The sequence below is a fragment of the Streptomyces sp. NPDC041713 genome (genome assembly GCF_055591085.1).
Map to the genome: position 1 here is coordinate 291,190 of NZ_JBVIZY010000006.1, position 12,452 is coordinate 303,641.

General features: G+C 75.2%; 11 protein-coding genes. 3 read left to right on the forward strand and 8 right to left on the reverse strand.

Annotated elements, in window-relative coordinates:
- Positions 1-66 precede the first annotated feature (66 nt).
- Positions 67-990 carry an LLM class F420-dependent oxidoreductase gene (locus tag ACZ6CV_RS20760; RefSeq protein ID WP_469252210.1) on the forward strand — a complete coding sequence of 308 codons (924 nt, stop codon included), beginning with the start codon at positions 67-69 and terminating at the stop codon, positions 988-990.
- Between the two features lie 148 nt (positions 991-1,138).
- Here the strand turns inward: ACZ6CV_RS20760 and ACZ6CV_RS20765 are convergent, their stop codons facing one another.
- The 8 genes from ACZ6CV_RS20765 to ACZ6CV_RS20800 form a co-directional block, all read right to left on the reverse strand.
- Entirely contained in the window at positions 1,139-2,440 is a 1,302-nt protein-coding gene (locus tag ACZ6CV_RS20765) for a discoidin domain-containing protein (protein WP_469252211.1), read from the reverse strand.
- 2 nt (positions 2,441-2,442) lie between these two features.
- Positions 2,443-3,111: a phage tail protein gene (locus tag ACZ6CV_RS20770; RefSeq protein ID WP_469252212.1), complete on the reverse strand. Its 669-nt coding sequence runs from the start codon at positions 3,109-3,111 to the stop codon at positions 2,443-2,445.
- On the reverse strand, positions 3,108-5,069 hold the full coding sequence (locus tag ACZ6CV_RS20775) for a putative baseplate assembly protein (protein WP_355804736.1): 1,962 nt from the start codon (positions 5,067-5,069) through the stop codon (positions 3,108-3,110). The genes ACZ6CV_RS20770 and ACZ6CV_RS20775 overlap by 4 nt, the downstream gene beginning before the upstream one ends.
- A gap of 6 nt (positions 5,070-5,075) precedes the next feature.
- Positions 5,076-5,489 carry a GPW/gp25 family protein gene (locus ACZ6CV_RS20780; protein WP_355804739.1) on the reverse strand — a complete coding sequence of 138 codons (414 nt, stop codon included), beginning with the start codon at positions 5,487-5,489 and terminating at the stop codon, positions 5,076-5,078.
- A gap of 48 nt (positions 5,490-5,537) precedes the next feature.
- Positions 5,538-7,457 carry a VgrG-related protein gene (locus ACZ6CV_RS20785; protein ID WP_469252213.1) on the reverse strand — a complete coding sequence of 640 codons (1,920 nt, stop codon included), beginning with the start codon at positions 7,455-7,457 and terminating at the stop codon, positions 5,538-5,540.
- Positions 7,454-8,209, reverse strand: coding sequence for a CIS tube protein (locus tag ACZ6CV_RS20790; protein WP_469252214.1), 756 nt, complete (start codon positions 8,207-8,209; stop codon positions 7,454-7,456). Before ACZ6CV_RS20790 ends, ACZ6CV_RS20785 begins: the two co-directional genes overlap by 4 nt.
- A 1-nt stretch (position 8,210) precedes the next feature.
- A complete protein-coding gene (locus tag ACZ6CV_RS20795; RefSeq protein WP_355804748.1) occupies positions 8,211-8,648 on the reverse strand; it encodes a phage tail protein in 438 nt (145 codons plus the stop codon).
- Between the two features lie 71 nt (positions 8,649-8,719).
- Complete coding sequence (locus ACZ6CV_RS20800) at positions 8,720-9,649, reverse strand: hypothetical protein (protein ID WP_469252215.1); 930 nt, start codon at positions 9,647-9,649, stop codon at positions 8,720-8,722.
- 1,381 nt (positions 9,650-11,030) lie between these two features.
- On the opposite strand from ACZ6CV_RS20800, the gene ACZ6CV_RS20805 reads away from it, so the two are divergent.
- Together ACZ6CV_RS20805 and ACZ6CV_RS20810 are read left to right on the forward strand one after the other, a co-directional pair.
- Positions 11,031-11,261 carry a hypothetical protein gene (locus tag ACZ6CV_RS20805; RefSeq protein WP_469252216.1) on the forward strand — a complete coding sequence of 77 codons (231 nt, stop codon included), beginning with the start codon at positions 11,031-11,033 and terminating at the stop codon, positions 11,259-11,261.
- Between the two features lie 872 nt (positions 11,262-12,133).
- Positions 12,134-12,433 carry a hypothetical protein gene (locus ACZ6CV_RS20810; protein ID WP_469252217.1) on the forward strand — a complete coding sequence of 100 codons (300 nt, stop codon included), beginning with the start codon at positions 12,134-12,136 and terminating at the stop codon, positions 12,431-12,433.
- Positions 12,434-12,452: the final 19 nt, after the last annotated feature.

Consider the following 12,452-nt stretch of genomic DNA (forward strand, 5'->3'; position numbering starts at 1 on the left):
CCGGGGCGGTGCCGGATCGGCGGGACCGGCGGGGTTGACGGGCGTTCGAGCGTGCAGGATGGAGCCATGGATCTTCGAATCTTCACCGAGCCCCAGCAAGGGGCCACCTACGACACCCTGCTCACCGTCGCCAAAGCCACCGAGGACCTCGGCTTCGACGCCTTCTTCCGCTCGGACCACTACCTCCGCATGGGCACGGCCGACGGTCTGCCGGGGCCCACGGACGCCTGGATCACGCTGGCCGGCCTCGCCCGCGAGACGAAGCGGATCAGGCTCGGCACCCTGATGACGGCGGGCACGTTCCGGTTGCCGGGCGTCCTCGCGATCCAGGTGGCGCAGGTCGACCAGATGTCGGGCGGGCGGGTCGAACTGGGCCTGGGAGCGGGCTGGTTCGAGGACGAGCACCGGGCGTACGGCATTCCCTTCCCCAAGGAGAAGTTCGCCCGCCTGGAGGAGCAGCTGGAGATCGTCACCGGGCTGTGGTCGACGGAGGTCGGCCGGACCTTCAGCCACGCCGGGAAGCACTACCAGCTGACCGATTCCCCGGCGCTGCCCAAGCCCGCCCAGGCGAAGGTGCCGGTCCTGATCGGCGGCCACGGCGCGACCCGTACCCCGCGCCTCGCCGCTCAGTATGCCGACGAGTTCAACATCCCGTTCGCCTCGATCGAGGACAGCGAGCGGCAGTTCGGGCGGGTCCGCGCGGCCGCCGAGCAGGCCGGGCGCCGGGGCGACGACCTGGTGTACTCCAGCGCGCTGGTGGTCTGCGTGGGCAAGGACGACGCGGAGGTGGCCCGGCGTGCCGCGGCCATCGGCCGTGACGTGGACGAGCTGAAGGCCAACGGCCTGGCGGGTTCGCCCGCCGAGGTCGTCGACAAGATCGGGCGGTACGAGGCGATCGGCGCGAGCCGCGTCTACCTCCAGTGCCTGGACCTGGCCGACCTGGACCACCTGGAGCTCATCTCCTCGCAGGTGCAGTCGCAGCTGCCCTAGCCGCACGGCGTGCCGCCGGCCGCCGACCGCCGGCCCTCGTGCGTGGCCGCCGGGCTCACCCCTCCGGTGCCCGGCGGCCACTCCTTCCGCGGTCCGGCCGACCGCTGCCGGGACGCCCCGGTGCCAGGGCCGACCGCGGCCGGGTCGGCTACTGTCCGGTCGACCGGCCGAAGAACTCCAGCTCGGCGATGGCCACCTGGCGGTCCTTGCCCGTGCCGTAGGCGGAGCGCAGCACGAGCCGGGCGGTGACCGCGTCCCGTACGCGTACGTCGACCCGCTGCACGCCGCCGTCGTTGATCCGGCGGTGCATGGTGTGCACCTTGCCCGAGGAGTCGCTGACCACCAGGTCGAACTCCATGGGCCGGGCCTGCTCGGCGGCCTGGGCGCTGCGCGGCGAAGTGCCGGGCGTGATCAGGAGGTTGAGCAGGTCGGTGGGCTGGCCGAAGTCGGCCTGCACCCACTGGCCCGCCGAGTCGCCCGCGTAGCCGGTGCCCCACCAGGTGTTGGCATAGCCGTCGAAGGCGAGCTTGGCCGCCTGCTTGGGGGCGGCGTGCGACGCGCTCCAGTCGTTGGGGTGGACCGGGACCCGCTTGGCGAAGTGGTCCTGGATCGCCCGCGCGGCCGGCGGCCCCCCGAAGATCCCGCCGACGATCAGGCCCGCGACCACCGCGACGCCCACGGCACGGGCGATCCAGCGGGTGCGGTCCCGGTGCAACCGAGGCCGCTGACCGGCGTACGGACCCTCGGCGGCCGGGGTCATGGAGTCCCTGAGGGGGCTCGCGCAGCTGCGGCAGAAGTGCCGGTGGGGCGCGTTGGGCACCCGGCAGCTCGGGCACGGCGGGCCGCTCTCCGGCTCGGCGGGCACGGCGGCCTGTCGTACGCGCGGCCGGGCCGCCTCGGGCCTGCCCGGGAGCACGCCGCCCGGGGTCTCCGGCGCGACGGGCTCGGCGGCGTCCGGCACCGGCACGAGCAGGGACCGTATCGCCGTGTCGGACGGCGACGACGAGGAGGGGGCGGGGGACGGCGCGTTCGTGGTGGCGGCCGACGGCGGCGTTGCGGGCGGGTCCTGGGGGCCGCTCGACGGGAGCGGCACGGTGGTGTCCGTGGAGCCCGCCGGGCCCGGCGAACCGTGCCGCAGCCGGGGGTCGGCGGCCGGGGCGGGACCGTTGCTGCCACTGTTGTGGCCGCTGTTGCTGCCGCTACTGCCGCTACTGCCGCTGTTGCCGCCGTGGGGCCGGCCCGCGGGAGGCGTGGGGCGGTGTCCGGGTGTCGCGGCGTCGGAGGCGTTCGAAGGGCCGACCGGTGTGGCCGGGGTGTCCCAGCGCAGGAAGGCGCCGCACGAGTCGCAGAAGGACTGGCCGTGCTGGCGGGCCGGGGTGCCGCACTCGGGGCACGGGGGTGTGGTGGCGGGGGAGTTCGACATTCCGTCCATCTCGGGCTGCTCGGGCATTGCTAGGTCCCTTCAGGGGAAGGTGTGGCGGTCACCTCGGCCGTGAAGGGGAGGTGGGCGGGGCGGGCCGCGGCGACGACGGCGCGCAGGCGGTGCGGGTCGACCGTCGCCGGGTCGTGCACGCGCAGGGCCACGTGCAGTCCGGGGCGCGGGGTGCCGGGGAAGGCGCCCAGCGGCCGCGCGGACCAGGTCGCGCCGCCGCTCTCGGTGATCTCCGGGCGGATGCCGAAGGCGAGTTCGACGGCGGCGGACAGACCGCGCCGGGTGCCGCGGACCCGGTGCAGGGCGACGGCGGAGGCCACGGCGTGGCGGCGCATCGCCGGCGGCTCCGTGCCGTCCAGCTCCGTACCGACCCAGTCCGTCAGCCAGCCGACGAAGTCCTCGGGCGCCAGGGCGGGCGTGAAGTACGCCTCCAGACAGTCCAGGACCGTGAAGACCGGCGCGAGCACCACGTCCAGGCCCGAGACGAAGCGCAGTATGAAGTCGTCGTCGGCGAAGACGCCGGGCAGCTGCTCCGCGAGCGGATGAGCCGAACCGAGCGTCGCCAACGACCCGCGGCGCGAGCCCGACGAGGACTGCGCCGGCGAGCCCGGCTTGCGCAGCCCCACCTTCTCGGCGCGCGCCCGGTCGGCGAGCACACCCGGGGCGTGCCCCTCGGTACCGGCGGTCATCGTGCCTCGATGACGCGGACGCGGTGGTCGAAGGAGAAGAGCAGCGCGGACGGCGCGAGTTCGATGCGGTCGGTGGCGTCGCCGCGCCGGCCGGTGAGCGGGTCGGCGGGGTGCAGGAGGACCTCGTCGACCAGCTCCACGCCGGGCACCCGCTGCAGCGCGGCGAAGATCTCGCCGGCCCGCAGCGGACGGCCGAACGGCCAGCCCTCGCCGTGCGCCCCGCCGGTCAGCGGGTCGAGGTAGGCGTACAGCGCGTCGAGCGCCTCGGCGCGCACCCGCTCGGCCTGCGCGGCGCGGAAGGAGTGCAGCGTGGCGACGACCGTGACGCCCTGGTAGTAGGGCGGCCCGACCGACAGGCGGGTGCCCAGCGGGCGGCGCTCGTCGAGGAAGTCGGTGACGCGCGAGAGGAGTTCCTGGCCGGGCACCAGCTGCTCGAAGCGGAGCCGGCCGCCCCGGTCCGCCACGGCCTGAGGGACGACGAGGACCCGGACCGCGTTCTCGCCGACCTCCGCGGACTCCGCCGCCAGACAGTGGATCCGGGCCGTCTCGGGGGCCGCCCTGCGGGCCAGCTCCTCGTAGTCGCGTGCGGTCACCGCCCGTTCCTGCGCGCGCAGCGCGATGGGCGCGCGGACCTTGGCCTCCTGCACGGTCTCGCCGTCCACGCCGCCGCGCGCCGCCTCCCGGTTCTCCACCCGGGCGACGTACGGGATGGAGCTGCGAAGCACCTGGATCGCGCCCCGGGCCACATTGCCCGCGCGGCCGCCGCCGGTGCGGTAGCGGGTCGCGCGGATCGCCGACCCCTTGGCCGGCACCGCGCCGAACTGCCGCAGCGTGCCGTCCGGTTCGCGCACCGCGGGCCCGAAGGCGATCTCCCCGGTCGTCGCGTCGAGCGTGACGTGCGGATCGTAGGGGCCGGACGCGGCGAAGTGCTCCACGACCTGCCACGCGTGCCAGCCCGAGTCCTCGCCGTCGGAGACCTCGAGGACCAGCGGCGGCCGGTCGGCGACCACCGGGGCCTGGGCGAGCCGGACGCGCTGTCCCGGCACACCCGTGGAGTCGCCGAGCATCTCGTCGCGCACCACGTCCGCGTGGGCGACGGCGGTCGTCCCGCCGATGGTGAACGCGGCCGCGGAGCGCACGGTCGGCGACGCGCTGTAGAACGGCTGGCCCTTGACGGCCTCGACCACCCGGCAGCGCACCCAGCCCGCGTCCTGCCGCCCGATGCGGGAGACGATGTGCCCGGCCGGGATGTGCAGGACGACCTCGCCGGGCCGGTTGAGGCCACCGGTGGAGTCGGAGTCCACCTCGCACTCGGTCCAGCCCTCTGCGGTCCACGCCTCCCACACCAGCGGCGGCTGGCGCGGGTCGACGCCGACGCCGTCCACCCGGCTGTCCAGCTGCAGGACGGCCGCGCAGTGCGGCACCGCGGCGCTGAGTCCGAAGAGCAGGGTGTCGCCGGGGCGCGGCGAGGTCGCGAAGACCGCCACGTCCCGGCCGCCGAACACGTCCTGCCCGCAGTCCTGCGGGGTGCCGCCCTCCTCCTGGCGCAGCACGGCGTCCAGTTCGCAGGGGACGACGGTCAGGTCGCCCTCCGTCGCGAAGGCCACCGCCTCCTCGGTCTCGGTGCGGCTGGTCGCCACCTCCGTCCCCGCGGGCAGCACCACCGGTTCGGGCTGCGGCGCCGACAGCCAGAAGGTGACGTCGGCGCGGGCCGCGGAGGGCGGGAAGAGGGTGACGCCGAGCAGGTCGAGGAAGGCCAGGTGGTTCTTCTCCGGCACGCGGTTGAGGCGGTAGACGATCTGGTCGGCCATGTGCGCGACCGCCTCGACGAGGGTGACACCCGGGTCGGAGACGTTGTGATCGGTCCACTCCGGGCAGCGCTGCTGGATGTAGCGCTTGGCGTCGTCGACGAACTGCTGGAAGCGCCGGTCGTCGAGGTGAGGGGCGGGCAGGGCCATCGGACTTCAGACTCCGCTCTCTGATTCCGTGGACGGGATCACATAGAAGGGGAAGACGAGACTGCGCGGGTTGTTGGTGCCGCGCACGCTGTAGCTCACGTCGATGAACAGGACGGACGGATCGTCGGGCGCCGGGCTGACCTCGACGTCGAGGACGTCGATGCGCGGCTCCCAGCGGTCGAGCGAGGACCGCACCTCGTACCGGATCCGGCCCGCCGTCGCCTCGTTGACCGGCGCGAACACCATGTCGTGGACGGCGCAGCCGAATTCGGGCCGCATCGGCCGCTCGCCCGGCGCGGTGGCGAGCACGAGCCGGATCGACTCCTCGATCTCGCGCTCGCGCCGGGCCAGCGCGATGCCGCCGCCCGCGTCCGTGCGCAGCGGGAACGTCCAGCCCGCGCCGACGAACTGCTCACTCATGTCCGGTGACCCCCTTGAGGCACATGTCGTTCCACTCCCTCAAGTCCGTTAGAACGGGATGCCGTTGCGCAGCACGGCCGGGGCCGTCAGCGCGACCGTGGCCGGCGAGGTGATGGCGGCCGCGGCGCCCGCGTTGACCGCGACCGCGCCGGCCGCGGTGACGGAGACGGCGCCGACCGCGTTGACGGCGACCGCACCGGCCGACTTGAGGCTGACGGCGCCGGTCGCGTTGATGTCGGCGACGCCACCCGCGGCGACCCCGAACTTGGCGCCGGCCTTGATGTCGACCGCGCCGCCCGCGCTCATCGTCAGCGAACCGCCCGCGGTCAGCGACAGGTTGCCGCCCGCCCGGATGCTGACGTTGCGCGTCCCGGAGATGGACACCGAGCCGTCGCTGCGGATCGTCACGCTGGTCCGCGTCTCGTCCATGTGGACGGTGAGCCTGCCGTTGCCGGTCTGCAGCCGGATCCCGCTCTTCATCCGGGACTTGGCGTCCACGAGCTCCATGGTGTGGCCGCTGCGCGAGGAGATGGACCGCCAGTTGACCCGGCCGCTCGTCGGGTCGATCGGCTGCAGCCCGTCGGTGTTGGGCGTCGGTTTGTCGCGGCCGTTGTACAGCCCAGCCAGGACGTACGGGTGCTCCAGCGAGCCCCGGTCGAAGGCGACGAGCACCTCGTCGCCCACCTCCGGCAGCATCAGACCGCCGCCGCGTACGCCGCCCAGCTGGGCGATCCGGCACCAGTCGCTCTCATAGGTGTCCGAGAGCCACGGGAAGCGCAGCTTGACCCGGTTCATCTTGAGCGGGTCCTTGGCGTTGCTGACCAGCGCCATGGCGACACCCGGCATCGGCGGCGCGGCGTCCGCGCCGCCGGAGGCGAGACCGTACAGCGAACGGAACTGTCGCCCCGACACGGTCAGCCAGGTCATGAACTGCCGCCCGGACTCGAAGAGATGGCGCACACCGGTCGCCGTGTACTTGCCCTCGAAGGGGAACCCGGCGCCCTTCAGCGCCACCGGCTGCCCCGGCCGCAGATCGGGGTTGCCGGTCACCGCGACCTCGACCTCCGCGAAGGACCCCGCCACGTCGTCCGCCAACGCCTTGGCCGCGTGCGTGACTTGGGCCTGCGTGGTGTACGGCGTGCGGGTCTCCGTCAGCTCGGCCTTGCCGAACGGCGTGGAGAGCTGCCCGGGGGTGATGTCGGCGACGATGTCCTTGCTGGTCACGGCCGGCGACTGGGCGGACAGGGCGCGCTTGGCCCGCATGTCCCAGCCGCGCACCCCGGCCTTGGCGACCTGTCCCGCGGCGGTCACCGCGACCCGGCTGTGCAGCGCGTTGTGCCCGAACTCGAGGACGTACGGGCTCTGCGCGGCCGGCGTGGAGTCGGCCGGCGCGCCCGCGGCGGGCTTGAGCTTGCCGAAGCAGAGCTTGCCCTTCTCGTCGAACGACAGATGGGTGTCGTTCTCCTGGGCGAGGCGGGAGAGGAAGTCCCAGTCGGTGATGCCGGGTTGGGTGGCCAGTTCGTAGACCGTCGGCGTCGACTCGATCTTGCCGAGCTTGAGACTGTTCAGGGAGGCGACGCGGCGCACGATGTCGGAGGCCGTCATGTTCTTGTAGCCCTGCACACGGCGGTTGCGCAGCAGCCGGTGGCCAGGGTCGTAGCCGCGGACGACCAGCGACTTGCCGCCCCCGTCGGCGTCCACCTCCAGGGCGGTCACTTCGCCGGTGAGCATGGGCTTGCCGCGCACCCCGTCGGTGAACGGCGAGAGCACCGCCTTGGCGCCCACCTTGATCTGCGGGAACTTCTCCAGGATGTCCCCGCCGGTGTCGGCGAAGGTCAGCTGGAAGGCGGACGGCACGTTCACGCTGGAGTCCACCCAGCCCTCGACGAGCAGCATGGCGAGCTTGTCGGGCAGGACGGACCCGCCGATCTCGGCGTGCAGGACGCTCGTGTACGTCTTCTCGGTCATGCGGACTCCACGTGCGCGGTGGCGGGGACGGGGTGCGCCTCGTCGGCGGCGGGCAGCAGCAGTTCGGTGCCGGGTCTCAGCCGCATCGGGTCGTCGATCTCGTTGGCCTCGGCGATCAGCCGCCAGCGGGTCGCGTCGCCGTACTCCTGCCAGGCCAGCGACGCCAGCGAGTCACCGGCGACGGTGCGGTGCACCCGGCGGGCGGAGAGCGCGCCGGACGTCGGGTTCTGCCCCTTGGTGGGCATCGCCACCTCGGTCAGCGACAGCGAGCAGGTGGCGCGGATCGGCTCGCCGGTCGGGTTGAACAGGGTGTACGTGGCGCTGACGTTGGTCACGTACGCGACGAACTGCACCGTGTTGAACGACCCCCAGGAGAACCGCACCCAGGGCGGCGAGGGCCGCTTGGAGGTGAGGCTCTGCGGCGTCACCTCGCAGCAGGAGAGCAGCAGCTCCACCTGCTTCTGCACCTTCCCCGAGTTCGGGGTGCCCGAGGAGTCGAGGAAGACCTCCAACTGCAGGGTCGCGGGGGCGGCGCCGGTGAACTTGGGCGGCGCGCCGCGCGTGTAGGCGACGGCGTGCTGCGTGCGCCACTCGGCGGAGCGGCCCATCTGCAGCTGCGTCGGGTTGAACTGGAACTCCACCTCGCCGATCCGCCCGCCCATGGACCCGCCGAGGTCGGTGGGCGGCTGGTGGATGGCGAGCGCGGCACGCACCAGGCTCGCGCCGGCGCGGCCGCCGGTCGGCGCGGCCATCTCAGGCACCTCCCGCGTCGGTGAAGCCGTGGTGCGCGATCTCCAGCGTCTCCGTCGCCACGGCCGGACTGTCCGGGCTCAGGCTCGGCCCCTGCCAGCGCACCGGCAGCACCTCGACGAGCCCCCACTGCGCGACGATGGAACCGTCCGCGCGCAGGGCCGCGATCTGCGCGGTGGGCCGCGTGATCCCGGTCGCGATGGACGAGATCCAGGACGCCACGCGCGAGGTGTCCTTGGTCAGCGGCCGGGTGAGCCGGATGGTGGAGAAGGTGACGCGGGTGGGCAGCTGCCAGACGAATCCGTTGTTGCCGCCCTCCTGCCGCTGCTCGACCTCCACCTCGGAGGCCAGGCCCTCGCAGCCGTTGAACAGGCCGAGGTCCTGGCCGTCGATGGTGAGCTTGAAGAAGACGGTCGAGCCTGGGTCCAGGGGCGAGGGCATGGGATGACTTCCTGGGTTCTTGGGCGGTGGCGGTGGATGCGGTCAGGGACGGGGTCGGGCTCGGTGCCGGGTCAGCGGCCGTGGTCGCGGATCCGCCCGATCCGCTCGCGGTCGCTGCGGAGCTCCGCGCGGAGCAGCCGCGACAGGGGGGCCAGCAGCCGCCGGGCCAGGTCGTCGAGGTCGGCGGGGGTCGCCTCCGATGCGGCCGCCGAGTCGGCGGGGGCCTGTGCGGTGGCGGACTGCGCGGCCGGGGCGGTGGTCTTGGCGGCGCTGCTCGGCGCGGTCCCGGATCCGCCGCCGGTACGGGCGACGGTGACGGGCTTCTGCGCCGCGGGCGCGGATGCCGGCGGGGGCGCCTGGGGCGCGGGGGCGGCTGCCGCGGCCCGCTGGACGGGGGCGGTCGGGGCGGTACGGCGTACGGGTACGGGAGTCGGCGCGGCGGCGTGCGCGCGGCGGGCCGCCGGGCCGGCCGGCTGCGCGAGCGGTACGACGACCGGCGCGGCCGACGCGGATGCGGCGGGCGCGGGCTGCTGGAGGGGTACGGGTACGGGGGCGGGGGCGGGCGTCGGGGTGGCCGAGGGGCGCCGCCCGGCGGGGGCGGGGGCGGTGGCGGACGCGGGTGCCGGTGAGCCCGTCGCCGGGCCGGGGACGGAGAGTCCCCGGGAGGGAGCGAGGGGGCGCGGGTGCGTGGCGCCGGGGGCGGCGGGCCGGTAACTGCCGGGGGTGATACGGCGGTTGACCGGGACGACGGGGAGCGGGTGCGGGTGCGGGTGCGGCTCCGGCTGCTTCTGCGGCTCGGGGGTGGGCGCGGGGGCGGGGGTCTGGACGGGCTCGGGCTCGGGCGCAGGCGTGGGTGTCGCCGCGGGGGCGGGCAGGGGCGCGGGGCCGGGCGTGCCGCCGGGTGCCTTCTGTACGGGGGTGATGGGCGCGCCGATCGGGGTCCGGCGCGGCCGGCCCTGCGGTGCCGGGACGGGCGGGGCCGCGGGGGAGGGCGGGTTCACGGGCTGGCTCGCGGGCCGGCTCACCGGCTGGCCGAGGCCCGTGCGAGGGGCGCCGGTCGAGGTGGGGCCGTTGTCCTGCGCGCGCCGGACCCGTCGTACGTGAGGCCGTCGCTGTACGGGCTGAACGGGGGAATTCGCCCGTACAGCGACGGAGTCGGGGGCCGCGGGGGCGGGGGGAGTCCCCGGGCCGGCGGGGGAAGCCGACCCGGGGACGTCGGTGGGCCGGCCGCCGCTCGTGGCGAGGTCCGGCGCGGTGGTGGCGGTGGGAGTGGGCTTGGTGTCCGGTGCGGGGGTGGTACGGGGGGTGGTCCCGACGGGGAACAGCTTCCGCTGCGGCACGACGGCCGGGACCGCCGACACGAGCGGGGACCGGGCCGTCCGCGTCCGCTGAACCACGGGCACGGTGGGCTCCGCCGCTGCGGCGGCGGGCTGAACCTCCGTGCCGGTGAGCGGAGTTGAGGCTCCGGTCAAGGGCTTGGTCGCGGGCGTGTCCGTACGGTTGCCGGGGGCGGCGGACACCGCGGAGTCACCGCCGGGCGCGGGGCCGGCCGACGGGGCGTCGGATCGCGGGTCTCCGGAACGCCGGGTGGCGGGGCCGGTGGGTGTGCCGGTGGCCGGGGAGGTGGCGGCGGAGCGCTGAACTGCGGGGCCCGTCGGTGCGGCACCCGTGGTTGAGGCGCCGGGCCGCGAGGTGTCGGGCCTCCGAGTCGTGGGGCCGGTGGGCGAGCCGGGGGCGTGCTGCACGGTCGGGCCTGAGGGGGCGGCACCGGTTGCTGCGGCGCCGGGTGCAGGGCTACCGGAGGGTCGGGTCGTGGTGGGTGTGTCGCCGGGGGGTGTGGCGGCGGCGCGTTGGGCTGCGGAACTCAGCGGGGCGGTGCCGGCCGACAGGGCGTCGGATCGCAGGTCTCCGGGACGCCGGGTGGCGGGGGCCGTGGGTGCGCTGTCGGCCGCGGAGGTGGCGGCGGAGCGCTGGACTGCGGGGCCCGTCGGCGCCGCTTCAGCGGCCGAGGCGTCGGACCTTCGAGCCGTGGGGCCGGTGGGCGAGCCGGGGGCGCGCCGAACCGTGGGGCCCGACGGGGTGGCCCCGGCTGTGGTTGAGGTGCCGGGCGCGGAGTCACCGGAGGGTCGGGCTGTGGTGGGTGTGTCGCCGGGGGGTGTGGTGGCGGCGCGTTGGGCTGCGGAACTCAGCGGGGCGGTGCCGGCCGACGGGGCGTCGGATCGCGGGTCTCCGGGACGCCGGGTGGCGGGGGTCGTGGGTGAGCTGGTGGCCGGGGAGGTGGCGGCGGAGCGCTGAACTGCGGGGCCTGCCGGTGCGGCACCTGCGGTTGCGGCGCCGGGCCGTGCGCCGCCGGAAGGCGAGCTGCTGGGGGGCGTGGCGGTTGTGCGCCGACTCGTGGGACCCGAAGGGGCGGTACCAGCGGCGGAGGCGCCGGGGCGTGAGGCGTCGGACGACGAGCTGCTGGGCGGTGTGGCGGTGGCCCGAGCCGCGGGGCCCGAAGGGGCGGTGCCGCCGGTCGAGGCGCCGGGCCGTGAGTCTGTGGAGCGCCGAGCCGTGGAGCCCGACGGGGCGGTACGGGTCGCCGAGTCGCCGGACGGTACGGCGGCGCGCTGAACTGCCGGGCCTGCCGGGGCGGCACCTGCGGTTGCGGCGCTGGGCCGTGAGTCGCCGGACGGCGAGTCACCGGGCGGTGTGGCGGCAGCGCGCCGCACCGTGGGACCCGAAGGGGCGGAACCTGCGGGTGAGGCGTCCGACCTCCGAGCCGTGGGACCGGAGGGCGAGCCGGGCGCGTGCCGCACCGTGGGGCCCGACGGGGCGGCCCCAGCCGCTGCAGTGCCGGGCGCGGAGTCAGCGGAGTCATCGGAGGGCCGACCCGTGGCGGCGGCGCGTTCGGCCGCGGAACTCAGCGGAGCCGTGCCTGTCGACGGGCCACCGGCACGCTGTGCCATCGAGCCGGACGGTGACGCACCGGTCGGCGGCGTCGACGAACCCCCGGCCCGTTGTTCCGTGGAACCCGAAGAGGCCGCACCGGCCGACGCCCCGCCGGGACCGGAAGGTGAACCTCCGGACGGCGAGGCGACCGCACGCTGCACCGCGGGGCCCGACGGCGACGTACCCGACGTACCCGTCGAGGCAGACCCGGACGACGAGACACCGGTCGACGAGGCCGAGGACGGCGACGTACCAGCCGGTGACGCGCCGGCGGACGACTTGCCCGCCGACGCAGGGCGAACCCCGGACGCCGCACGCGACGACGTACCGGAAGGTCCCGCAGCCGACGGCCGCCGGGAGGCCGACGTCGACGGAGCCGAGGGGAAGAACGCGGGAGCAACCCCCGCCTCCGCCCCCGGCTCCTCGGGCCCCGCCCCCTCCGTCCGCCCCCGCACGGGCAACCGCAGCGACGGCAGGTCGAGGCTGCCGGGGGTGCCGGCCACCGGAGTGAGGACGTCACGCAGCAGGCCCCCGGGCGCCGAGGACCGCACCGCGTGCCCCAACTCGCCCCCGAAGGACGGGTTCTGGTGCGTCGCGAGCATCGCGCCGAAGCCCTGCTCGGCGACCGTCCGAGGCGCCGCGAGCACACGCTGGACCGGCGGCATGCCGATCCACCCGCCGCCACGGGAAGCACCACCGGATACATCACCGGAAGCACCGGAAACGACACCGGAAGCACCGGTACCGCTGCCGGAAACACCGGTACCGCCACCGGCACCGACGATCGCCGAATCCGCGCCCGCAGCCTCCGGACCCGCCGCATCCGGCACTACCGGCACTACCGGCACCGCTGACACCACCGGCCCGTCGCCC